29 protein-coding genes and 1 tRNA gene are annotated in these 22814 nt (G+C 55.9%); 13 read left to right on the forward strand and 17 right to left on the reverse strand.

Annotation, left to right across the window (positions count from 1 at the left end; genetic code table 11):
• Window positions 1-10: 10 nt before the first annotated feature.
• Window positions 11-814, reverse strand: a complete 804-nt coding sequence (locus O3S81_RS13445; RefSeq protein ID WP_269343894.1) for a hypothetical protein — start codon at window positions 812-814, stop codon at window positions 11-13.
• Between the two features lie 199 nt (window positions 815-1013).
• Here O3S81_RS13445 and O3S81_RS13450 point away from each other — a divergent pair, with 199 nt between their 5' ends.
• A complete protein-coding gene (locus O3S81_RS13450) occupies window positions 1014-1529 on the forward strand; it encodes a hypothetical protein (RefSeq protein WP_269343896.1) in 516 nt (171 codons plus the stop codon).
• A 21-nt stretch (window positions 1530-1550) separates the two neighbouring features.
• Here O3S81_RS13450 and O3S81_RS13455 read toward each other — a convergent pair whose 3' ends face one another.
• A complete protein-coding gene (locus O3S81_RS13455; RefSeq protein ID WP_269343898.1) occupies window positions 1551-1796 on the reverse strand; it encodes a helix-turn-helix transcriptional regulator in 246 nt (81 codons plus the stop codon).
• A gap of 106 nt (window positions 1797-1902) precedes the next feature.
• Between O3S81_RS13455 and O3S81_RS13460 the strand changes: the two genes are divergently transcribed.
• Genes O3S81_RS13460 through O3S81_RS13485 form a run of 6 tightly spaced genes read left to right on the forward strand, consistent with a single transcriptional unit; the run spans window position 1903 to window position 4469 of the window.
• Window positions 1903-2271, forward strand: a complete 369-nt coding sequence (locus tag O3S81_RS13460) for a hypothetical protein (protein ID WP_269343899.1) — start codon at window positions 1903-1905, stop codon at window positions 2269-2271.
• A 33-nt stretch (window positions 2272-2304) separates the two neighbouring features.
• Window positions 2305-2808 carry a hypothetical protein gene (locus O3S81_RS13465; protein WP_269343901.1) on the forward strand — a complete coding sequence of 168 codons (504 nt, stop codon included), beginning with the start codon at window positions 2305-2307 and terminating at the stop codon, window positions 2806-2808.
• A complete protein-coding gene (locus O3S81_RS13470; RefSeq protein WP_269343903.1) occupies window positions 2805-3626 on the forward strand; it encodes a hypothetical protein in 822 nt (273 codons plus the stop codon). Before O3S81_RS13465 ends, O3S81_RS13470 begins: the two co-directional genes overlap by 4 nt.
• Window positions 3623-3961, forward strand: a complete 339-nt coding sequence (locus tag O3S81_RS13475; RefSeq protein WP_269343905.1) for a hypothetical protein — start codon at window positions 3623-3625, stop codon at window positions 3959-3961. The genes O3S81_RS13470 and O3S81_RS13475 overlap by 4 nt, the downstream gene beginning before the upstream one ends.
• Window positions 3958-4155 (forward strand): hypothetical protein, encoded by a 198-nt coding sequence (locus tag O3S81_RS13480; RefSeq protein WP_269343907.1) that lies wholly within the window; start codon window positions 3958-3960, stop codon window positions 4153-4155. The genes O3S81_RS13475 and O3S81_RS13480 overlap by 4 nt, the downstream gene beginning before the upstream one ends.
• Complete coding sequence (locus O3S81_RS13485; RefSeq protein ID WP_269343908.1) at window positions 4152-4469, forward strand: hypothetical protein; 318 nt, start codon at window positions 4152-4154, stop codon at window positions 4467-4469. The genes O3S81_RS13480 and O3S81_RS13485 overlap by 4 nt, the downstream gene beginning before the upstream one ends.
• Window positions 4470-4543: 74 nt before the next feature.
• Here O3S81_RS13485 and O3S81_RS13490 read toward each other — a convergent pair whose 3' ends face one another.
• Together O3S81_RS13490 and O3S81_RS13495 are read right to left on the reverse strand one after the other, a co-directional pair.
• Window positions 4544-4954: a hypothetical protein gene (locus O3S81_RS13490; RefSeq protein WP_269343910.1), complete on the reverse strand. Its 411-nt coding sequence runs from the start codon at window positions 4952-4954 to the stop codon at window positions 4544-4546.
• A gap of 234 nt (window positions 4955-5188) precedes the next feature.
• Window positions 5189-5545: a DUF5334 family protein gene (locus O3S81_RS13495; protein WP_269343912.1), complete on the reverse strand. Its 357-nt coding sequence runs from the start codon at window positions 5543-5545 to the stop codon at window positions 5189-5191.
• A 693-nt stretch (window positions 5546-6238) separates the two neighbouring features.
• Between O3S81_RS13495 and O3S81_RS13500 the strand changes: the two genes are divergently transcribed.
• From O3S81_RS13500 to O3S81_RS13510, 3 genes are all read left to right on the forward strand, one after another.
• Complete coding sequence (locus O3S81_RS13500; protein ID WP_269343913.1) at window positions 6239-6985, forward strand: helix-turn-helix transcriptional regulator; 747 nt, start codon at window positions 6239-6241, stop codon at window positions 6983-6985.
• Between the two features lie 74 nt (window positions 6986-7059).
• Window positions 7060-7746, forward strand: a complete 687-nt coding sequence (locus tag O3S81_RS13505; protein WP_269343914.1) for an acyl-homoserine-lactone synthase — start codon at window positions 7060-7062, stop codon at window positions 7744-7746.
• Complete coding sequence (locus O3S81_RS13510; RefSeq protein WP_269343915.1) at window positions 7739-7960, forward strand: hypothetical protein; 222 nt, start codon at window positions 7739-7741, stop codon at window positions 7958-7960. Before O3S81_RS13505 ends, O3S81_RS13510 begins: the two co-directional genes overlap by 8 nt.
• 315 nt (window positions 7961-8275) lie before the next feature.
• On the opposite strand, the gene gcvA is transcribed toward O3S81_RS13510, so the two are convergent.
• The gene (gene gcvA / locus O3S81_RS13515) at window positions 8276-9247 is read right to left on the reverse strand and encodes a transcriptional regulator GcvA (protein WP_269343917.1); all 972 of its coding nucleotides are present in this window, start codon (window positions 9245-9247) and stop codon (window positions 8276-8278) included.
• A 127-nt stretch (window positions 9248-9374) separates the two neighbouring features.
• Between gcvA and O3S81_RS13520 the strand changes: the two genes are divergently transcribed.
• Both O3S81_RS13520 and O3S81_RS13525 read left to right on the forward strand, forming a co-directional pair.
• The gene (locus O3S81_RS13520) at window positions 9375-9578 is read left to right on the forward strand and encodes a hypothetical protein (protein WP_269343919.1); all 204 of its coding nucleotides are present in this window, start codon (window positions 9375-9377) and stop codon (window positions 9576-9578) included.
• 479 nt (window positions 9579-10057) lie between these two features.
• Window positions 10058-10924, forward strand: a complete 867-nt coding sequence (locus O3S81_RS13525; protein WP_269343921.1) for a hypothetical protein — start codon at window positions 10058-10060, stop codon at window positions 10922-10924.
• Window positions 10925-10948: 24 nt separating this feature from the next.
• Here the strand turns inward: O3S81_RS13525 and O3S81_RS13530 are convergent, their stop codons facing one another.
• The 10 genes from O3S81_RS13530 to O3S81_RS13575 all read right to left on the reverse strand — a co-directional run bounded on the left by O3S81_RS13530 (window position 10949) and on the right by O3S81_RS13575 (window position 18343).
• A complete protein-coding gene (locus tag O3S81_RS13530) occupies window positions 10949-11731 on the reverse strand; it encodes a hypothetical protein (protein ID WP_269343923.1) in 783 nt (260 codons plus the stop codon).
• Window positions 11732-11755: 24 nt separating this feature from the next.
• Window positions 11756-12421, reverse strand: coding sequence for a hypothetical protein (locus O3S81_RS13535; protein WP_269343925.1), 666 nt, complete (start codon window positions 12419-12421; stop codon window positions 11756-11758).
• Between the two features lie 247 nt (window positions 12422-12668).
• Window positions 12669-12754: transfer RNA gene (locus O3S81_RS13540), tRNA-Leu, on the reverse strand.
• 135 nt (window positions 12755-12889) lie between these two features.
• Window positions 12890-13618 (reverse strand): nuclease, encoded by a 729-nt coding sequence (locus tag O3S81_RS13545; RefSeq protein WP_269343926.1) that lies wholly within the window; start codon window positions 13616-13618, stop codon window positions 12890-12892.
• An 85-nt stretch (window positions 13619-13703) separates the two neighbouring features.
• Entirely contained in the window at window positions 13704-14237 is a 534-nt protein-coding gene (locus O3S81_RS13550) for a MerR family transcriptional regulator (RefSeq protein WP_269343927.1), read from the reverse strand.
• A 274-nt stretch (window positions 14238-14511) separates the two neighbouring features.
• Window positions 14512-14850, reverse strand: coding sequence for an integration host factor subunit alpha (locus O3S81_RS13555; RefSeq protein WP_003502236.1), 339 nt, complete (start codon window positions 14848-14850; stop codon window positions 14512-14514).
• Window positions 14851-15094: 244 nt separating this feature from the next.
• The gene (locus O3S81_RS13560) at window positions 15095-16066 is read right to left on the reverse strand and encodes a beta-ketoacyl-ACP synthase III (RefSeq protein WP_269343928.1); all 972 of its coding nucleotides are present in this window, start codon (window positions 16064-16066) and stop codon (window positions 15095-15097) included.
• 4 nt (window positions 16067-16070) lie between these two features.
• Window positions 16071-17132, reverse strand: coding sequence for a phosphate acyltransferase PlsX (gene plsX / locus O3S81_RS13565; protein ID WP_003496661.1), 1062 nt, complete (start codon window positions 17130-17132; stop codon window positions 16071-16073).
• 99 nt (window positions 17133-17231) lie between these two features.
• Window positions 17232-17795 (reverse strand): YceD family protein, encoded by a 564-nt coding sequence (locus O3S81_RS13570; RefSeq protein WP_269343930.1) that lies wholly within the window; start codon window positions 17793-17795, stop codon window positions 17232-17234.
• 8 nt (window positions 17796-17803) lie between these two features.
• Window positions 17804-18343, reverse strand: coding sequence for a ubiquinol-cytochrome C chaperone family protein (locus O3S81_RS13575; RefSeq protein ID WP_269343932.1), 540 nt, complete (start codon window positions 18341-18343; stop codon window positions 17804-17806).
• Between the two features lie 269 nt (window positions 18344-18612).
• Here O3S81_RS13575 and O3S81_RS13580 point away from each other — a divergent pair, with 269 nt between their 5' ends.
• Window positions 18613-19143 carry an outer membrane protein assembly factor BamE gene (locus O3S81_RS13580; protein WP_269343934.1) on the forward strand — a complete coding sequence of 177 codons (531 nt, stop codon included), beginning with the start codon at window positions 18613-18615 and terminating at the stop codon, window positions 19141-19143.
• 75 nt (window positions 19144-19218) lie between these two features.
• Here O3S81_RS13580 and O3S81_RS13585 read toward each other — a convergent pair whose 3' ends face one another.
• Window positions 19219-21357, reverse strand: coding sequence for a sodium-translocating pyrophosphatase (locus tag O3S81_RS13585; RefSeq protein WP_269343936.1), 2139 nt, complete (start codon window positions 21355-21357; stop codon window positions 19219-19221).
• 217 nt (window positions 21358-21574) lie between these two features.
• The gene (locus O3S81_RS13590) at window positions 21575-22798 is read right to left on the reverse strand and encodes an MFS transporter (RefSeq protein WP_269343938.1); all 1224 of its coding nucleotides are present in this window, start codon (window positions 22796-22798) and stop codon (window positions 21575-21577) included.
• Between the last annotated feature and the right edge of the window lie 16 nt (window positions 22799-22814).

Genomic DNA, 22814 nt, shown 5'->3' on the forward strand with positions numbered 1-22814 from the left:
TTCCGAAAGCTCAATCTCCTACGTTCTTCCGGACACATACTTCGAAATCGGCAGTCTCAAGGGAATGCCGGCACTTTTCTCGAATCTGAAATGCCTTTAGTTGCGCTTCATCTATCGGCTTGCTTGAAATCGCCTGATGATAGAGGGGGTTCGCATTATCGAACAACGCCAGAGAGAAATGAAAGCCAAAAAGCCTTACGAAAGATTCTAATAGGCATTCACGTGTATCTCCACCCATGCTTGGGTCAATCAAAATTGAAGCTTCGTAATAAATGTCCTCTGAATCATTTTCATTTATTGCTCCTACATAACAATAGTCGTAACGACTATTTACAACATCAAAATTAGATCCAAAACCTGTGATTTTACCAGCTTTTGCCTCTTTCAAAACGTCTTTTCCAATGAGTATTGCAATATTATTTCTATTTGGATGCTGCGTAAAATTAAAGAATTCTGCATAAAATTTGTACCACTCAGAGATATATTCAAACAGTGGCTCACTGCCAGTTCCCGCTCTTATGTTAATGAAAGTTGGGGACCTGTAGTCGAAAGACCCTTTTTTGGCCGCACGCAGGATGTACGACTCGAGGACCGCGTTGATTGAGGCATCCTTGTTGGGGTCAGATGCATATGTGCGGGTGGTTACGAGGCAGTAGCAAACCACGGCGACAAACCAAGTAAAAAATATCCTTGCCCCTACTGAAGGGCCGCAAAAGCGTAACCGCTTGCACCAATGCATACACGCCTCCGATGAATTTTGTCCCTGCGTCCGTCTCTGCCAGCCTGTCTTGCGGCTAAAGCCGAAGAACACCATTAAGACAGCCGGGATGCTCGCACCAGTGGTCGCCTCATATGTCTCTCCCGGACACAGTTATCCACTGTTTGACCCGAAGCTGGGCACACCCCTGTGGATGTTAGTTATTGGAGAACCCTCGTTTTCGGCACAACTTGCCCTGTAGAGCGCCGGGTCTAGGTTCGGATCGTTAGCTGAATGAACAATACGAGGCCCGAACATGACCCCCACGGTCGCAAAACCAATGTCCACACGCTCCAATCTAAACAACGATGAAGCGGAAGTGGCAGCACATTTCGTTAAGATGGTAGCCGCAGTCGGCGCGGCCCAACGTCTCCAAGACGGGAGCACAGACGTAGAAAAAGAAATGGCAGACGAAGAGTTTGCTGCGTGCAATTTTGACGCTTGGATTCATGAAGAGGGGGAATGGACTCCACCGACCAATGACCAGTGGGCCAAACTCGCCAATCCGCATTTGGTTACAATCCGGATCGCATGGCTAACACTCTACAAGACAAAGGCCGAACTGATTGAAATGCTAAGAGACCAACTCCGCGATAGCGAAGATGATGGGAATGAATTTATTACTTCAATACTCGATCACCTTTCGGCAACTTCAGACTTCCTGAACGGCATGCTCACTGTGGTGGATTCAGCGCTCGCGCGATTGCTGGTTGCCGGAATGAATATTCCTAACTCGGAATTCAATACATCATTCACCAGAGACAGCGCTTGAGATTGCGCGCCACTTCAATCCTTAGACATCCTTCTTCGCGAGCCGGACGCCGGGGCCGCCGTCGATCAATACCCCATCGTCTTGAAAGATGATGCCGGCCTCTTCGAGCGCAGATTGAATTGCCCGCAACGTGGAAGCCTTCGGATCAGCAGCGTTGCGTTCAATGTTGTTTAGGCCGGTGGTTGAGATACCGGCAGATTTAGCTAGCTGGGCCTGTGTCAGTCCAAGCATGGCGCGCGCGCCTCGGATTTGGTCAGGTGTAATCATTCCTCTTTCTACATCGCACTTGTTTTTTTATCAAGCAGGCTTGACGTTATCGGCAATTAACGTTAACACAACTACAGTTGACAAATTCTCAAGTGGAGCCGCCCAGATGCCGAACACCACCGTTCCGGCCACCGCCGAAGGCATGCCCAAATTCAACCTGGCAGCAATCATGTCTGATGCATGGGAGCGCTACCGCCATATCCGCCGCCAGTACGGTGCATGGCAGATCGAGCGCGGCATTGTTGACGCCTCGTTCTCGGCCTGCCTCAAGACCGCATGGCGCGTTGCCAAGCAGGCCCGCACAAAGGCCGCCGTTGCTGCGAAAGTTGCGAAGCTGGCTGGATCCCCTGCCGGTGACCGACTCCGCGCTCTCCGCGCCGCTCTGGCAGACACCGACACGCTTTCATTCCGTTACAGCGCCGCCGCCCGTCGCGCTTCCATCAAATCCGAGATAGCCGCCATCACGGCTCACTGATCCGCACCAATTAAACAATCAGGAGACATCATCATGCCAAACACGATTCCGGCCGCTGGCGAAGCTATGCCCGCCGAAGTGAAATCCTCGAGAAAGCAGCTTGACGCCCTTCTTGAAGGTGCGGTGAAAATCATCCGGGATAATCCCGATCTGATGATCGACCACATCACCGCCTACAGGCACGGTGTTTACACCAGCCTCACTATTCCCGGTACTGAGGAACACCCGTGGACCAAGGCGCGCCGATTGATGAAGGAGCTTTCGGACACGCTTGCCGACTGCGACAGCGCAAAATGGTCGGCTTACGTGATGCCACCGGTCCCGCCGGTTTTTAACGGATTCGCGGCCTATCCTATGGGACAGAAGCCAGACGAGTTGCCGGTTGACCATGTCGAGCGCTTGTCGTGGGAGCTTTCGGAAGCCTTGAGCCGATACCAGAACGGCGCTTTCTCGGCCATGGTTTTGCCTTCCATCTCGGCTGGCCACACGGTGATGCTGACCAAGGTCGGCGTGTTCGATCTGAGGGCAAAAGTATGAAAACGACCCGTCGCACCTTCCTCGGCGGCGCTGCCGTCGCCTCGCTGCCGGTTGCTGCTGCTACCTGCGTTGCTGTTACAGCCATTCAGGCCGAGGCCGCCGCGCCTGCGGTTGTTGCTGAAAACCCCGATCTGCTGGCGGCATATGCCCGCCTTCAGGATGCCCAGGCCGAATTGCACGCCGCAAAGGACGCGCTGGAGTGGATCGTAGACGAGTGGCGACACCGGTGGCCGCTCGCTCCCGAGGAACTGCTGGGCGGCTCGCACGCCAACGCCAGTTGGGGGCGCTCCGATGGCGCTGAGCGAGATATTGTTGGTCGCTTCCTTGTCAGGGACACAAGCACACTGTGCAAGCGGTTCAGCAAGCGGCAACGGCAGGAAACCCCGACTGCTTGCTTCTTCGTCATGAGCCCCGAGGACGCCGCCGAAACCCTTGAAACCTTGCGTAACCGTACGCCGAGTGGACGAAGCGAGAAGGCGCTGGCCAAATCTCGTGCGGACTTGGATGTTGCTATCAAACGGTTCGAACACAAACTGGTTCTGGCGCAGGAATACGAGACAAACACGGCCATACTGCGCGAAGCTGCCGGCGTTGACGCTGCGAAACAGCGCATCAAGGAGGCTGAAACCCGCGTGGCCGTAATCAGTTCTCAAATCTCAAAAATACCAGCCTTCACTCATGAGGGCTTGGTGATCAAGGCCGACGCCATCAGCGCCAGCGGCATTTTCGAGGCTATGCGGCGAAGCGAGGGCATTATTCCTGAAATGGCTCGTTTCATCAAACAGGTGATTGCCATGGGCGGGAGGGTTTCAGCATGAAGCCCCTTCAACCATTCGTATTCGATCCCGAGCCGTTTCAGAAGCAGCTCATTGAGCTTGAAACACTTCTTGCTCTCATCAGTGAACACCGCGCCACGCTCGATGCTTCCGAAGCCATTACAGCGGAGGAATTCGAAGAGGCCGGCGGCGGCGAAATAGGGCAAAAGGAAGTTGCGCTCCTCATGCAGGTGGCGTCCTTCCCGGCCTCGTCAGCCGAAGCCATTCTTTTAAAGGGCCGCTATCTGGCAGCGCTGCATGCCAATCATGCCCTCGGCTTCGAGTTTGCGGAGGCGTTCGTTGAAAGCTTTGCTGCTCTTGGGAGGGCTTCTGCATGAGCAATATTTCGCGGAAGCCTCTCCTGCCGTCCTCGCTCTCTTCGCAACTGCTGAACGGGACCGCTACCGCTGATGAAATCCAGCAGGTAGCCGATTATCTGGCTGACCTTATGCGTGGCGTTTACGGCGGTGATTGGCGCGTGTCGGTCAATCATGAAGCTCGTTTCGTCATGATTTCGGAGAACTTGCGATGAGGGAAGCCCGCGCCCAACATAAGGACGTGCCAATGCGCCGCTCCTCTGAAATCCTTATGCTTCGCCGCGCTGAATTAGAGAAGAAGATTGAGGAGTTGATTGCGCTCCTCGATCTGCTGGACGGCGACGAAAACCTTGAACCGTATCTGGCCGATACCGACCCGGAAAATGAAGACCGGGAAGATGACGACGAAAGGGAGCCCGGTACCGATGACGAGCCTTCGCTTGGTTGGTCTAATCCAGGCGGCCTACGTGTCGAAGTTCCTGAAGACTTGGAGCAGCTTTTGATAAACGGCCTGAGACCTGCTTGTTGAAAGCAGGCGAAGACGCATACTCAACCGAGATACTCCAGTCATCTACATTTTGATATGTGCCGAGCTAGACATCATCAGTTCTGCAAATTGAGGCGCTCAAGTAGCCTCTGGTAGGCCTTCAGTGCTTCCAAAGCTGAATCCAGGACCTGCCCAGTGGACATGCTTCCGCGATAAAATTCATTGATCTGGGCTGTAGGATTGAGGCCCTCTAAATTCATTAGCCGGCCCAATTGCTCTGCTCTGACCGGGCTCGTTCTGAGAAGCGTAAGAACGTCTTCGTTCACAGACTTTGCTGAGAATGCAAGGCGGGAGTAAACGTCTTGGAACTGGATAAAATCGCGCATTTCGAGAAGCATCGGACCGCTTCCGTAACGAAACTCATGAGCAAGTACGGGAATGTCGATGCTGGCGGGCAATTGCTGTCTCGCCAGCAGCCGGATCAGATCCTCGGTGTCCCTAATTGCGTCAGAAAGACTGCGGCGCAAGCCGCCCTCGACTACATTACTGACGGCGTCCCCAGATGAGATGGACCGCCGAGTAGCGGTGATTGCTGCGTACCCTTGCGCTAGCGTACCGAGTGCCCCAACGGCACTGATTACCAGAGTCGCTATTAGAAATGGGTCAGGGTCAATGAGGTCGGTTTCAAAATTATCCTGATTCACTACCAGTTGCGCCTTATCTCAGAGGGAATTGTAAAAAATGACTTGAATGCCGACAGCTCACTCGTCCTCCATTTCGAAGGTTCGGTACTCACCGCTTTCATTGTCATACACTTCGACTTCGACAGACGACCCCGAGCGTCTAATTGATTGAACTTCGACATCGCGATACGAGCCGGAGCCGTAATCATAAACCTCTATATCGCGACCGGGGCGAACTAGATTACCGCTTCCTATTTCAACGTCGTTTCCGCTTTCCGTATCGACGCCATCCCAGGCGAGCGAATTGGTGGCTGGAGAAAAAAACACTGCAAGAGCAGCAAACAGATACCTTGTCCGCATTGGTATACTTTCTTCAGTAATAGCCACCGGGGCGAGCCCATGCGCTGCGATTGCCGCAGCGGTTACCGGCTGCATCGTATTGCCAGTTGTATTGACAATTGCCGTGGTACGATCGAGGCGGAGGATAGCCGCCACCCCCACAATTGTTGTTTGCACACACGGCTACAGCGGTGCCCACGAGCGCTACAGCAACAAGCGCAGTGGCCGCTGCATCCTGATTCTGAACCATCTGAGGACAGTCAAGAGCTTGAACGCCACGGCGATTGAGTTCTTTCAGAATATCTTGCTGGAATACTGGATCTTGGCTCTGCAAGTATGTCCGACAGAGCGTCGGTTTGTCGATCGACTTTGGATTAGCGTTGAATGCTTCCCGCGAAGTTGTACATGCGCTCAGGGCGCACGAAATGAACAGGGCGCCAAGCACCCGCAAATACACCATTGTCAAGAAAACCCCCAATAACGTCCCCGCCGCTACAAAAACACGCAGAGAGATTGGAGTCGAGCCTACTCAACTAGAATTTTCATTTGGCGAGTGGAAAGGAAGAAGGATGGATCGGTTCAAACGCTCATTGCTTTGAAGAATTGGCGTCGTGTGAATTGTTGGCCAATTCATTATTTTTGGCCGTCAGCCGCACTATCTTCAAGGCAGTTTTCGCGTCTGTGCCTTTGCAGAACTCGGCTCTAGTTCTTTGAAGCAACAATTTTATAATTGCTTTGTCGTATGCCATTATCCAACTCCGTAGGACTGTTATTCGCAGCGAGCGCATTATGGATACTCAGGGCAGACAGCAGGCCGCCAATGTGATGTTTGACTTTATTACGGCGATGACAGCGGCCAACGATGCAGACGCTATCATTCGCGACCTATCGACAGTTTCCAAGACATTTGGCCTCGATTGCTTCGCAATTTCGGGAATTCCCCTACCTGGCGAGACAATCGATCGGTACGTTTTGCTGAGTGCCTGGCCGGAAGGATGGTTCGAGCGTTATGTGGCGGAAAACTACGTTCACATCGATCCCGTGATTTACCAGAGCAAAATTTCAGACGGTGCCTTTGTCTGGTCGGAAGAGTTGGGTGGAAAGCCTATTCGGCGCGAAGCGAGAAAACTTATGAACGAGGCGTCAGAATTCAGAATGATCGATGGCTATAGCGTGCCGCTACACATGCCGGGTGCGCTTCAGGCTATCGTCACATTCGGCGCTGAAAAAATCGACCTCTCTACCGAAGCAAAAGGTATTCTCCACATCGTTGCCATTTACGCCCACAATCGCCTCAGGGCTCTTCTAGAGCAGCAAAGCGGGGTCGGCAGGAAAGATGCTCCCTATATCACACAGCACGAACGTGACGTAATTCGCTGGTGTGCGGAAGGCAAAACCAATTGGGAGATAGGGCAAATTCTCGGGCGCTCAGAGAAAACCGTCCAGCATGAGCTACACAACGCGCAACGAAAGATGAATTGCGTCAATCGTGCGCAGCTCATAGCCGAAGCCATCCGCATAGGTATCATTCGCTGACAATAGGCAGAACGGCCTATTTACCCAAAAGCACGCTGCATTATCCCTACCCCTGAAAATCAGTGGGAGTTATAATGCTACGATATTTCAAGGGTTCATCACTCCAAGCTTCCGGTTTTGCCGAGCGAGTTTGGCAATTCAGGCACAGGCATTTTGTCGAACGCTTCGGCTGGGAGGCGCTTCGTAAACCAGATTGCCGGGAAACGGATATCTTCGATACAGACGAGGCAGTTCATCTCGTCCTGGAAGATGACGGTGTCATTTTAGGTTATTCTCGACTTCTCGCCACAAACGCACCGCATCTGCTCTCCGACGTCTACCCAGAAATCATGGGTGGCCGCGACTATCCCTGCGAGAAGAGTGTTTATGAATGGACACGATGCGTTGCGGAGCCTGGCGCAAGATTATGCGGTGTAGAAGCGTCGCACATGTTGCTCACTGGCGTTGCCGAATTCTGCCTGAGTGCGGGAATTGAAGCTCTCATAGTCGAGACACATCCGAAACTCGTCAACCTGCTCGTGTCCAATCTCTGGGATGTCACACCCCTAGCAGCGCCAATGGTATATGACGGCGCTCTCGTTGTTCCGATCCTTGCTGTACCCTCTCCTGCCGCACTGGCGTCTCATCACCGCGGCGCGGGCATTAATGGCAGCGTTTTGGAATTGGTCGCTGACGCCTCAAATCCGGTGACTGGGCAGACCCTGACCACATGTGTTGGCCACGCGCATACTGGCTTGGTTGCGGAGGTGTCCTATGCATAATCCGCTGACCGAGCATGCCGTCGCGCAATACATTGCTGAACAGACGGACGAGTTGATCGCCTTAGTCAATTTTTGCCAGCCAAGCGATCGACTACAGTTCCTCACCTACCTGTTGGATATGGTCCGATTAGAGGCGAAAGAGATTTATAATGACGCGCCAAAACAAAAGCCGATGCTTGTCTATTCGAGAACCGAGGCACCCGCTAACGATTGATGTCAGAGTGAGCGCTAGTAATGGATACGCCAGCCTTCCGGCTTTTTTTGCGTCAGTCTATGGGACGGGAAATTCCGGCATTAGGTAGCAAAGACCACCAAAAGCGCCTTACGCCTCTGAATCGAAACAGAACTTCAGGCCAGCATTCCCATGAATACGGATGACGTTGATTGGGTTAGTGACAACGTTGCCAGGGAGCCGACATCGGCGGAACGGCAATGCGATTGTGGAGAGTGACGCTTTTCAGAGCAGAGGGTGGGAATACTTCGGACATGTTGCCTCTGGTTGGGCAATTCGATGCACGGCTTGGGCTGCCTAAGCCTCCCTGGTCCCGCGCCCCTTTTCATCGGATGCAGGTGTTCGCGATTCCTGACCCGGCATCTGTTCCGCCTCGTCAAGAATCCATTCGCGAAAGGCGACGACACGGGGATCGGAAGCCGTTTCGTGCGGATACACGAGGAAATAGGCGAGTTCGGACGGGATCGGGATGCCAAGATCGAAAAGCCGGACAAGCCGCCCCTCGGCCAGATCGTTTGCGACAGTGGTGAGGTCCACAAGTGCCACAGCATCCCCGCTGATCGCGGCTTGAAGCATTTCCGATGACGTGGCGAGCGCAACCGTACGACTGTCGTCGAAGGCGTCGATACCGGCAGCCGCCATCCACGTCGACCAGTTCGGCCACGCGACACCCTGTCGCTCCCATTCGATATGGACCAAGGTGTGATCAAGCAGATCAGTCGGCGTTCGAATGGGCCTCTCGGACGCGAGTAGCCGAGGACTGCATACGGGCACGACAACGTCATCAAACAATCGATCAGCGCAAAGACCGGGATAGTTTCCCGTGCCAAAGCGAATGCCGATATCGATGTCGTCCAGCTCGAAGTCGCGCACCTCGGGGGAGATATCAAAGCGCAGGTCGATTTCCGGCCAAGCGCCACGGAAGCGTTTCAGCCGCTGCATCAACCATTTTACGGCAAAGTCCGGATCGACGGTGATTTTCAGGTGGCGGGAGCCGCGCTCGGTCCTGCGGGCCTGCGCGACGGCACGCTTCATGAGCTCGAGCGCGTCAGCGGATGCGCGGCAAAGGATCAATCCCGCCTCCGTCATGCGGATCGAGCGATTGGTGCGCTTGAAAAGCGACAGGCCGAGCTGGTCCTCGATTTCCTTGATCTGGTAGCTGACCGCCGCCGGGGTCAGGCCAAGTTCGTCGGCCGCTCGGCTGAAGTTCAGATGTCGCCCCGCGGCATCAAGCGCTCTTAGCGCCCGCATTCCAGGAATCATGCTCATTTTTTCTTCAAAGAAAATTTGAAATTCTGAACAGGAATACTCGTTTCCCTGCCCGCATTCAATATGCGATTATGTCAATTATTCGAGAAATATCAGCTCACTGCAAGAGCGGCAAGGAATATGCCCCATGGACTCGCCCAAAATTCTCATCGACTTTTTTAATTCAAAAATGCACGATCTGTTGCGTCGATTCAACGATGAAACGCGCCGGCGGCGAACACTGAATCACCTCAAGCGAGACCTGCGTCGTCTTAATGAGCAACGCCTACGGGACATAGGCATCAACCCGGAGAACATTCCTCATCTGACGAAATGTGAATTCGAGTTTTGAAATCAGGCCCCAATGAGCTTCTGCGAAGAAAGCCCCGACATCTGGGCATTCATTTCCACATGCCTGCAATGGGCCGAAAGCAATCGCGGGTCGCACGGATATCCAGCAAAAGGCTTTCGATCTCTCGCCAAAATTAACCATTTAGACCTCCTTCGGTCTAGCGCATGCATCAGTTCCTGAAACTCGGCCCGCTCCCGTTCAATCTGCTGTAGCCTGTCAGTCAAGGCGGCTCGCTTCTGCTTCAACTCGTACGCTACACTCATTCGAGGCTCCGTTTTCACCGGAACCAGGGTAGTCTGGATGCCATTTCAGGTCTGGTGGTTTTTGCTACCTAATGCCGGAAAATTCCCGGTTCTCGCTTTTTTTCACTCAGTCCAAGAGAGAAAAACGAGAAGCTAGTTCTATGGAGTTGACTAGAAATAGGTCAACGTGCGCAATGCGCTTTCGAGTACAGATCCACGGCGGCGTTTTTCCCTACAATGTTTAGAAGCTATTGTTTTACGACGATTATATTGGCAGTGGCAGCGTCATGGAGCCAAGCGCTATGCGCTGAAGGGGTGCAGACTCCTTCCCCACCGCCAACTGAACAGGTTGTAACCGAACCCGATAAAAGCCAGAATGAAGCGTCTCCGTTTCCTGTTATTATCGTTGAAAGTGGAGAACAAGCTGATGCTAGCAAGGGGAAAGAGGTTGAAACCCGTGAGCACGATGCCCGAGAGCTTGATGCCCAAATAAGAGCTGCGAATGCCGCCGAGAAGCAAATATTTCCTGCGTGGATAGGAGTCCTAGTCGGCGCTATTGGAACGGTCCTTTTAGTATGGACGTTGTTCGAAACCCGTAAGGCTGCCAAAGCGGCGTGGGATGCAGCTGATAGTGCCAGAAACGCTCTTCATAGCGACCGAGCTTGGATTACGCCAAATGAAGTTTGGGCCGATTTTGTTGATGATGATGGTAATGAAAAAATTCAGTGCGGGATAAGATGGGAAAATACTGGAAGGAGTCCAGCTCTCCGCGTCAAGTTTGGCTCCCACATCTCTTTTGTAGGCCCAAACGCCAAAGCTAATGTCGTCAAAATTGTTATGCCAAGCGATGCACCTTACTTTGTGCTGGGCGCCAATAAGAACGCCCTCGGAGCAATTTATACATGCGGGAAAAACGTTACTCCGGAAATGATTGCCCATCAAACTGTCGTTCATTTGTGTGGGCGTGCAGAATATGTTGATATTTACCAGGCTGAAAAAGTCAGAGTTTCCGAAGTTTTCTACCGTGTATTTGTTCACAAGAGTAAAGAAGGCAGGGCAGTTGTCCAAGCCCAACCTATCGGCCCCCAAAATTTCGCGGAATAAAACGAAGCGTGCTCTCTTGGCACTTCACTCGTGAAGGTCGGGATGACGCACGTTTGAAAGGGTTTCGCGAAGCGCTCTTTGCAGGAACTCACAGGTCCGCTCGAATTTTCCTCTTTGGCTGAGCGGATTGTCTATCACACGATACCCTGAACCGCCCCTCACCTCGTTGTTGGGGTTGCGCTGCCAAATATGAACGATACCCTCGTCATCCGGACCGGTTATCGCAAAATCTATATAGGTAAGCTTCCCGACCAGTTTCGTAATTTCCGGATGGTCGAACGAGTTTATCTCCAGACGATGCGCAAAAAGATTGCGGATCTCAGCTATCTTCTTGAGTGTAGTTAAAGCACCCTTTCCGATTATGCCCAAAGCAAAAGCCACATCCACGCGAGCAGTGAACGTACTAAGTGGCCCGTTCTTCATCGGGTCGAATATTCGCTCGATTACCTTTGGGTCCGTAGCTAGTCCGGGAAAGTGACGTTCGATCGCTGACCGCAAATGCTCCTCAACGACGCTTGTTTGCACAAGCGCCACTGAACGGTCTGCCTCGATGCGAGCTTGGTTAATCGCATTGATTTGTACCTTGTGTCGATCGTACGCGTGTCTTCCACCGAAACCTGAAGCAATTCTTTCTTCTACCTTTGCAGCAAACGCGTCTCCCCACGCAGATAATTCTTCCGGCGAAAAAACAGGAGGAGACGGAACCGGCCCCTGCCTGCCCGGCATCAATCTATCTAGGGCCGCCTCCTGCCACTGACGGAATTGTTCGTCCATTTCAGCGAGACGTTCTTCACTAATTGCTCCCAATTTTGCTCCCCGAAAACGTTGAAATCAGCTATCGGCGGATGTGATCAATGTCCATCCGTCCGGCGCCATCCGAATATACTCTCTCGCTTCTTCAGTTGTCGGATCCAGTCCTTCAACATACTGCGCAGGGACTGGATAGAGGCAGCGCACTCGCGGGCCATCAGGAAGGTCTTCGAGGAAGAAGATGTTTTCGAAAGGATGTTCAAGCACGCCTTTTTCCAGGCGGTACTGAACCAACCGAATAACCCCCTCGACCGGCGCGAACACCTCATGCGTGGTGTAGATTAATAAGTGAATCGGCTGCGGACCGACCGTATAGTGCTTGGCCTTATGTGCTATTGTGGCGATTAGGCGATCTGCTGCCTCGCCGAAAGTGTATGTGAAAGCTTCGCCTTTGCGATAAGGGCTTCCTTTCGTGGCGGGGGGAAATACCAGCTCTGTTAATTCTAGCTTTACAGAGCCTCTCGACGTTTCCAAAGTGAAGTCCAAATCGTTTTCTTTGCGACTGGGGAGCGCCCTGACCGAGACACCATTCGCGGCCCATGCCTCAACAAACTTGTCTGCTACAGCGCTTTCGATCTGTTCTTTTTCATGCCCCAGAAACTCGCGCATGAATGTGCCCGTTGAAGCGCCATCGGCTTGAACCTCAATACGGTAAAAGCCTTGTTGGCCGGTCGGCTTTTTCGGCATTTTGAATTAACCTCACAATGCTTTTCGACGGCGCTGCCTCATGTATGTCAGCAGCCCGAAACTGCTCCCAAGATGCACGACCAGTGGTCGTTTCGCAATTTAAGGAACGTAATCGGTAGGTTTTATGTGCCTCATCACGGGCTTGTGAACGACCATCTACCGACGCGCAAAAGGTGGGTAGAAAGGTGGATTGAAAACCACCACTGCCGCCTAAAAAATTGAAATATATGAACTTTTTATGATTTAATGGTGCGGACGGCGGGACTTGAACCCGCAAGACCAATGGTCGGCAGATTTTAAGTCTGCTGCGTCTACCGATTTCGCCACGTCCGCATTGCCGTGCCTTGCCCCCTTGCGGCCAAGACATTGCAAAAAAATCGTCACCCTCCGGGCGTGCGGCCCAACAGCCAGTCCCAAAGGCGACAGAGCCTCATCTACACAGGCCGGGCGGTTTCGGTCAACGGGGCCTCAGCCACACCAGGACTGATTTTTTGCCGAGACCGGATGGGCGAGCCCCTCCCGCACGAGCTGATCGGCAAAGGAGACGCCCGAACGTGAAAGCCGTTTGCGTTCCGTGGCTTGCCCGGCCGCATCGCCGGAGGACGCCACATCGAAGGCACCGGCATTCAGCATGTCGCGAAGCCTGACCTTTGCGACGAAACCGCGCTGGCGCTCTTCCATGCAGCGCGCCCGGTCGATCTGCGGAACGTCGATGCCGGCGAGCTGTGTCTTCACGCCCTTCATCCAGAAGGTGTTGCCATCGGCCACGCAATTATTGAGGCCGGAGCGGCCGCAGAAGGCAAAGGCGCCACTTTTTTCGCCGAGCGAGATTTTTTCGACTGAGGGACGCGTTTCCGGCAGGATAGCGGCGACCTGGCTTGGCTGCGCGGCGGAGGGCATGGCGATCGGACGTGGCGGCACCGGGCCGTTACCGGGCAGAACCGGCGCTGCTGGGCGAATGGATGCCACTTTCTCGGTCGTAACTGTGTCGCGTTTGGCCGCCGTCGCGACTTTCGGGGAACTTGTAGCCGACGATGTCGCCTTCGCGACATGCCGCTGCGGCAGAAGGCTTTCGCGATGTTCGTAGGCCTGAATGCCGCCGGCAACGACGCCCAGCATCAGCACCCAGGGCCAAACGCTGCCGCCGCTCGATTTCTTCGCCGTGCGGCGTCGCGCTGTCGATTTTCGGTTGCTCACGATCGGGCTCCTTTCAACGGAGCCGCATTATCGGCCAAAGGAGTTTCCGAAAGGTTGGCATTCCCAAACAGCTGTGGATAAACCCTCAGCGAACCTGATCGAGCAGGCGCTTGCATTCCAGCAGGTCGAACAGGGCTTCCTGCAACAGAGCCTGGTCGTCCTTGCCGATGCTCGATTTGCCGACCGATATTTCGGCATCGCTGCTGCCGCCACCGAAGCCGAAAAAACGGCCGCTCGGCTTGGCCTTCGGACGGCCGACGACCTCGTCCCCATCCGTATCGATGACGCGCGGTTCGGCGACTTCCTTTTCACCGCTCGCCGCCATGATGGCTTCCATGGTCGCCAGATCGCCGGAGGCGATTGCCGCCACGAAACGGTTGCCATTGGCCTTCAGAAGCTTCTGCACACCCTTGATGGTGTAACCATGGTCATAAAGAAGGTGACGGATGCCCTTCAGAAGATCGATATCATCCGGGCGGTAATAACGGCGGCCCCCGCCCCGCTTCATCGGCTTGATCTGCGGGAAGCGTGTTTCCCAGAAACGCAGCACATGCTGCGGCAGGTTCAGCTCATCCGCCACTTCACTGATCGTCCGAAACGCGTCGGGGCTTTTGTCCAAATTTCCACTCCCATCCGAACCGGATCGCCATGCATCCGGCCGGACACTGAACGAGAACGCTTTTCACTCACCGGTCAAACACCACACGAAAGTCCATCAGACCCTCGCGCCGGCGCCATTGCGGCGAGATACAAATCACTAAAATTGATTATGATGTGAGTCGACCGGATTTCAACGGCTTGCACGTTGAAATTCAAGTATGTTCACAAGAAGAATGGGTAAAAAGGCTTGCGATACAGCAAAAAGCGCGTATCGCGGCGGCTTCAGGGCGGGCTTATGCCCCGGCCTTCTGGCCCTTTTGCTTGGCCTTGCGGGCCGTATGGGCCTTGAGAATACGCTGTTTCAGCACATTCGAGGCCTTGAAGGTCATGACACGGCGCGGCGAAATCGGAACTTCCTCACCCGTCTTCGGGTTGCGGCCGATACGCTCGTTCTTTTCCCGGATCTGAAAAGTGGCGAAGGACGAAAGCTTGACGACCTCGCCGCGGGTGATCGCGTTGCAAATCTCGTCGATGATGGTCTCGACCAGTTCGGCGGATTCGGTGCGGGACAGCCCGACTTTACGAAACACAGATTCTGCAAGATCTGCGCGTGTCACTGTCTTCCCGGCCATTTTTCCCCACAAACCGTGTCTGAATTTTTCTCTAGGAGCCGCCGAGATTATTTCCCTTGTGGCGACCGGTCAAGGGATTGTTCCAGATTCATTTGAGGCTTTCGGCAATCAGTGCAAGGGCTTAGAGTGACTGATACGGTTTTGACACACGCTCGCGCCGTTCGGGCGCATCTGACCGGGGCATGAGCGCGAAAAACACAACCTATTTCGCGCCACCGCCCCGACAAATGCGGAAATCACGCCTTTACCAGCGCAGCAGCACGGCACCCCAGGTGAAGCCGCCGCCCATGGCCTCCAGCATAACCAGATCGCCCTTCTTGATGCGTCCGTCGCCGGCCGCAACGGCAAGCGCCAGCGGAATGGATGCAGCCGAAGTATTGCCGTGCTTATCGACGGTGATGACGACCTTTTCCGGATCGATGTTGAGCTTCTTCGCGGAACCGTCAATGATGCGCTTGTTGGCCTGATGCGGAACGAGCCAGTCAAGATCATCCGAAGTCGTGCCCGTCGCCTCAAAGGCCTGTTCGATTACGTCGGTGATCATGCCGACGGCGTGTTTAAACACTTCCCGGCCTTCCATGCGCAGATGGCCGACCGTGCCCGTCGTGGAAGGTCCACCGTCGACATAAAGCTTGTCCTTGTGCGAACCGTCGGAGCGCAGCTGCGCGGTCAGGACGCCGCGATCGGCCGAGGTGCCCTCGCCTTCGCCGGCTTCCAGAACCAGCGCACCGGCACCATCGCCGAAAAGAACGCAGGTGGTGCGGTCCTTCCAGTCGAGAATGCGCGAGAAGGTTTCGGACCCGATGACCAGAACGCGCTTGGCCATGCCGCCGCGAATATAGAGATCGGCGGTCGATACGGCATAAACGAAGCCGGAGCAGACGGCCTGCATGTCGAAGGCGAAACCGTGGGTCATGCCAAGTCGGTTCTGGATGTTCACCGCCGTTGCCGGAAAGGTATTATCCGGGGTCGAGGTGGCCAGAATGATGAGATCGATATCGTCGGGCGTGAGACCGGCATTGTCGAGCGCGGCACGGGCCGCCGCCTCGCCGAGAGACGCGGTGGTTTCACCTTCGCCGGCGATATAGCGTTGCTTGATGCCCGTGCGTTGCACGATCCATTCATCGGAGGTTTCGACAACCCCTTCGATTTCGCTGTTTGTCATGACACGCTTCGGAAGCGCTGCCCCGAAACCACGGACTATAGAGCGGATCATTCCCTTATTCCTCGTCAGCCACGAGAGCTTCGGGCGCCGGGGGCGGAAGCCGTCTTGCGTGGTAAATCTTCAGATCATTTTCAATCTTGGCCGTCAGGCCGTTGTGCACCATGTCGTAACCGACATCGACAGCGGAGGCAAAACCGATGGCATCCGTACCGCCGTGGCTCTTGATGACAATGCCGTTCAGGCCGAGAAAGACGCCGCCATTGACCTTGCGCGGGTCCATTTTTTCGCGCAGCACGTCAAAGGCGCTTTTCGCCAGGACGTAACCGATCTTGGCGAAGAAGCTGCGGGAGATCGCCTCACGCAAAAGCGTGGTGATCTGGCGCGCCGTACCTTCAGCGGCTTTGAGCGCGATGTTGCCGGTGAAACCTTCCGTCACCACCACATCCACCGTGCCCTTGCCGATATCGTCGCCTTCAACGAAACCGCGGTAATCGATGGTGCCGAGGTCAGCCTCGCGGATCAGCCGTCCGGCCTCACGCACTTCTTCCTGACCCTTGACCTCCTCGACGCCGACATTGAGCAGGCCGACGGTGGGGCGGTCGATATCAAAAAGTGCGCGCGCCATGGCGCCGCCCATCAGGGCAAAATCGAGAAGCTGCTGGGAATCGGCGCCGATCGTTGCACCAACATCGAGAACGATGCTTTCGCCCTTCAGCGTCGGCCAGATACCGGCAATCGCCGGGCGCTCCACCCGCGCCATGGTGCGCAAACAGAATTTCGCCATGGCCATCAGCGCGCCGGTATTGCCGGCGGAAACCACAACGTCGGCCTCACCAAGCTTCACCGCCTCGATGGCGCGCCACATGCTGGAGACGTAACGGCCACGGCGCAGCGCCTGGCTCGGCTTTTCGTCCATGCTGACCGAGACTTCACAATCGTGAAAGACCGACTTTTCCCGAAGGGCGGGATACTGTGCCAGAATGGGGTCGCATTTGCTCTTCTGCCCGTAGAGCAGAAAAGTTACATCGTTGTGCCGTTCAAGCGCCTTGGCGGCACCGGGTATGGCAACATCTGGGCCGAAATCGCCACCCATGACGTCAATTGCAATTCTGATCACTCGTCCCTTATCCTTCTTGCCGCCACTCAGGCGGTTTTGCGCGAAAATACCTTTTCCGGCCCTTGTTACAATAAAATTATTTCAGCCCGGTCGGGCCATTCAGTCTTTTTTCCAATCTTTCAGCACGGCAAAGGGCGACGGGCGCTTTTCCTCTTCGGGCTCCTTTTCAGCCGCTTCGGGAAATTCCGCATCCGGCTTGCGCGGATAGGGATCGATTGCAAGTGCGGCAAATTCGGCAACCACGGCACCGACATCGATGCTGTCGCCGGTGAACTGGTCGGGAATGTCCGGTCCATCGGGGTCGAGAACGATCTCGCCTTCCTCGTTTGTGACCATCCGCGCCAGTTTCGAGCCTTCCGGAACGAAAATCTGCTCGATGGCCTCGTCGATCTTGCTCGAGACCGGCTCCAGCGTAACGACGCAGGATTGGGTTATTGCCGCATGCACCTCACCCTTGACCTTCACGCCATCCTTCTTCCAGCGGGAGACCTGCAGCTCCGCCTTCAGATATTCGACAGAAACCACATCCCAGAATTTTGCCAGCGCCTTCAGTTCCTCGGCACTGGCCTCGAGACCAATCCTGACGGGATTGGCGGAAATATGGCCTACCTTTACGGGATAGGAAAAAGGCAGGTCGTCATTTGCGGGGTGTCGCGCGTTCATCGTGAACCTCATTGTCCAGGCAAGGGCAGCGTCAGGCTTCCGGTTGCTATCGTCTCTTCGGACTGGGCGGCAAGGGCTTGCGATGTTTCCATCATCCAGCCCGCCAGCCCCTCCATCTCGGGTGCCTTGTCGTCTGCCTGCGGATATATATTGCGCCGGAGCGCTGCGGCAAGAGCAACCCGGTCGGATGCATCCAGCGCCGCCGCATAGGATTCGAGCCGCCCATAGAACATGCCGGCGAATTTCTTCATGCGTTTCGGCACGCCCTGATCGCCTATGCCCAGCTCGCGAATGGAGTGGTCGAGGTCCTGAAAAAAGGCATCGACGATCTCCTGGGCGATCTCCTGCCCGCTGACACCGGAAGACTTGGTACGGCGGAAATAGAGAATCATGATGACCGACAGCATCTCGAAACGGCCCATGACGGTGTCGGGAACACCAAGATCAAGATAAAATCCGGGCGTGCGGGCAGCGGCCGTCAAGGTCGAATATTGCCGGTCGACTATGGCGCGATTGTTGTTTTTTTGTCTGAACAGCCCGAATATCATCTTTTTTTCCGAACGGGGCGGGTGAATTCACTTACCGCCCATCGCACTTGTTGCATGATCGTCAAAGCTGGTTTACCGAAGCATCCACGAATTGCAATGCTGTCGCGGTCACGTTCGTCTTTGGGCTGAAACAGTCGAAGAGAACCGGAGGAGCTCCAAAAGACCGGGAAAGCATTGAATTTGGGGAGTGATCGGGGTTTTCCGTCCCCGGATTGACACAATCATGTGCACAGACACTGTGCACCACGCAATGCCGGAAGGTGCCATTCATGATCGCAGTCGGGGAAAAGCAGTTGAGCAAGCAGAAATCCGCAAGTCACGGCAAAATTCTGAGCAAGACCGCCATCGCAATCGTGCTCGCATCCGGCCTGCTTTCCGCCTGCAGCAGCACCACCGACGTGTTCCACAACGGCTACGTCATGGACGAGCAGTCGCTTCAGCTGATCCCGGAAGGTTCCAGCCGCGAGCAGGTTCTGCTGACCATGGGCACGCCCTCCACCACCGCGACCTTCGGCAACGAGGTATTTTATTACATCTCGCAGAAGCGCGTGCGCCGCGCCGCCTTCATGAAGCCGTCGCTGGTCGAGCAGAACATTCTCGCCATCTATTTCAACAAGGACGGCGTCATCGAGCGCAAGGCCAATTATGCGCTTCAGGACGGCAAGGTCTTCGACACGATTTCGCGCACCACGCCGACCGGCGGCAAGGACCTCACCTTCCTGCAGCAGCTGCTTTCCGGCGGCACCTCTGGCGCCAATATCGCCAAGAGCATTCTCGGCCAGAACGGCAACAACCCCTGACCTCGGGGAAGAATGGAAAATTCAAAGGCCCGGGGATATCTCCCCGGGCCTTCTCATTTGTCAGGATGTCAGCCTTCAGTGGGCAAGAACCGCCAGCAGCAGCAACGCCACGATATTGGTGATCTTGATTGCCGGGTTGACGGCGGGACCGGCGGTGTCCTTGTAGGGATCGCCGACCGTGTCACCCGTCACAGACGCCTTGTGGGCATCCGAACCCTTGACATGGCGCACGCCGTCCTTGTCGATGAAACCGTCCTCGAAGCTCTTCTTGGCGTTATCCCAGGCACCGCCGCCTGACGTCATGGAAATCGCCACGAACAGGCCGTTGATGATGACACCGAGCAGCGATGCGCCGAGCGCGGCAAAGGCCGAGGCCTTGGAACCGGAAATCAGCAAAACGCCAAAATAAACGACGAGAGGCGCCAGAACCGGCAGGAGCGAGGGGATGACCATTTCCTTGATAGCCGCCTTGGTCAAAAGATCGACCGCCTTGCCATAGTCCGGCTTTTCCGTTCCGGCCATGATGCCGGGCTTTTCCCGGAACTGGCGACGGACCTCCTCCACGATGGAGCTTGCGGCCTTGCCCACCGCCGTCATGGCGATGCCGCCGAAGAGGTAGGGTATCAGGCCGCCGAACAGCAGACCGGCCACGACGTAGGGATTGGCGAGGCTGAAGGATATCTCGCCGATGTCCTTGAAGTAAGGATAGGTATCGCCGTTCGCAGCGAAATAGGACAGGTCGTTGGAATAGGCGGCAAACAGCACCAGCGCGCCGAGGCCTGCCGAACCGATGGCATAACCCTTGGTGACCGCCTTGGTGGTGTTGCCGACGGCGTCCAGCGCATCCGTCGCCTTGCGCACATCCGGGTCGAGACCGGCCATTTCGGCGATACCGCCGGCATTGTCCGTTACCGGGCCGAAGGCATCCAATGCCACGATCATGCCGGCAAGGCCGAGCATGGCGGTGACCGCGATGCCGGTGCCGAACAGGCCGCCGAGCTGGTAGGTGCCGATGATGCCGCCGACGATGACGATGGCCGGCAATGCCGTCGATTCCAGCGAGACCGCAAGGCCCTGGATGACGTTGGTGCCATGGCCCGTGACCGAGGCCTGGGCGATGGAGTTGACCGGCCGCTTGTTGGTGCCGGTATAATATTCGGTAATGACGACGATCAGTGCCGTGACGACGAGGCCAACCAATCCGCAGAAGAAGAGATTGGTGCCGGTGATCTCCACACCGGCAACAGTGCCGACCGTTCCCCAGCCGATCGTCGCATAGGTCGCGACCGCAAGGCCCACGACCGAGAAGACGCCGGTGGCGATGAGGCCCTTGTAAAGCGCGCCCATGATGGAATTGTTGGTGCCGAGCTTGACGAAGAAGGTGCCGGCAATCGAGGTCAGGATGCAGGCGCCGCAAATCGCCAGCGGATAGACCATGGCGCTTTCCAGCACCGGTGTTCCTGCGAAAAAGATTGCGGCGAGAACCATGGTGGCGACCACCGAAACGGCATAGGTCTCGAACAGATCGGCCGCCATGCCGGCGCAATCGCCAACGTTGTCGCCGACATTGTCGGCGATGGTAGCGGGGTTGCGCGGGTCATCCTCCGGAATGCCGGCTTCCACCTTGCCGACAAGATCGCCGCCGACATCGGCGCCCTTGGTAAAGATGCCGCCGCCGAGACGGGCAAAAATGGAAATCAGCGAGGCGCCGAAGCCGAGCGACACCAGCGCATCGATCACCTCACGCGATCCGGCCGGATGGCCCATCACTGCGGTGAGGATGTAATAATAGATCGAGACGCCGAGCAGCGCGAGGCCCGCCACCAGCATGCCGGTGATGGCGCCCGACTTGAAGGCGATATCGAGACCGGCGGAAAGGCTGTGCGAGGCGGCCTGCGCAGTGCGCAGGTTGGCGCGCACGGACACATGCATACCGACAAAACCGGCGACGCCCGACAGCACCGCGCCGACGAGGAAGCCGATGGCGGCCATGGATGAGAGAAGATACCAGGCCAGAATGGCGACGATCAGGCCGACAATGGCGATGGTGAGATACTGGCGGGTGAGATAAGCTTGTGCACCTTCACGGATATAACCTGCTATTTCACGCATGCGCTCATTGCCCTGATCGGCATCGAGAACGCTCTTGGTTGCCCATACCGCGTAAACCACGGACAGGACACCGCATAAAATTACTATGGGTATTACGGTCATGCGCACTTACCTCCCAAAAGGCCGGGTCTCACTCCCTCCCCGGCGCGGCGAAACCTTGTGCAGAAGGAGACGGACAGCCTGTCCGAAGTCCCCCATTGGGCATTTGTTCCCCTCCCAAGGAAAAATGTCCTCGCACGGAGATTGCGTTGGCGCGAGGTCTCGCGTCAAGCCCACAAATTTGCCTGAAACTTGAAAGGGGTAGAGTGCCGCGCGCGACTCAGGCGGCTTTTTTGCGCGTTGTCAGAAGCAGGGAGAGGACAAGCACAAGGCAAAGTCCCGCAACCGGCCAGATGACGAGGTTCATCACCGACCAGCCCCAGGCCGTGAACACCTTGCCGGACGAGAAGGACGACAACGCCACCGTGCCGAACAGCACGATATCGTGGAAGCCCTGCACCTTGTCCGCCTCATGCGGGCGGTAGCTGGAAGTGATGATGGCGGTTGCGCCGATGAAACCGAAATTCCAGCCGAGACCAAGAAGGATGAGCGCCGCCCAGAAATTCCACAGTTCTATGCCCATATGGGCGACAATCGCGCAGGCCATCAACACGATGAGGCCCGTCGCCACGATTTTTTCCGCGCCGAATCGGGAAATCAGCATGCCGGTGAAGAAGCTCGGGCCGAACATGGCGAGAACATGCCACTGGATGCCGAGCGTGGCGAGTTCGGTCGGGAAACCGCAGCCGACCACCATGGCGAGCGGCGCGCCGGTCATCATGAAAGTCATCAGGGCATAAGAGCCAATGCCGCAAATCATGCCGGTGACGAAACGCTGGGTGCGAACGATTTCCGACAGGGGTCTCACCGCCCCCGTATGGGTGGAAGCCGCCTTCGGGTCCGGCAATTTCAGAAATGCCAGAATGGCGATAGAGACGAGACCGAGCGGCACCAGCGCGATGAATGCACCAGCGAAGGTGACCGGTGCAAGCAGGTCCTTCCCGAGAATCGCCAGTTGCGGCCCGACAATGGCGGAGATGATGCCGCCTGCCAGAATCCACGAGATTGCCTTCGGCTTGTAGAAGGATGGCGATGCGTCCGCAGCGGCGAAGCGGATTTTCTGCGTGAAGCCGCCGGAAATGCCGATCAGCAGCAGGCCAACTGCAAACAGCCAGAAATCCGAACGGAAGAGTGCAACCGCGGCAATGCCGCCGCCGATGGAGCACATCAGCGCGCCGACCATGAAACCGGCCTTGCGGCCGAGGAAACGGGATGCTGCCGCCACGCAGATGGCGCCGAGCGCCACGCCAATGTTGAAGCCGGTGAGCGGCGCGGTCGCCAGTGACTTGTCGGCGCCGAGCAGCTGATAACCCGCGAGCGCACCGACCGAAAAGCTTAAGGGCGCGGCCGATCCCATGATCGCCTGCGCCATGGAGAGGAGGAAGACGTTGCGCTTCGCCTCGTCCAGTTGAACTTCAAGTCCGGGGACGGAAACTGCGCTCATCTCTTCCTCACCTGCC

Origin of the sequence: Agrobacterium sp. SOY23, from assembly GCF_027212525.1 — a bacterium.
Taxonomy (GTDB): domain Bacteria; phylum Pseudomonadota; class Alphaproteobacteria; order Rhizobiales; family Rhizobiaceae; genus Agrobacterium; species Agrobacterium tumefaciens_I.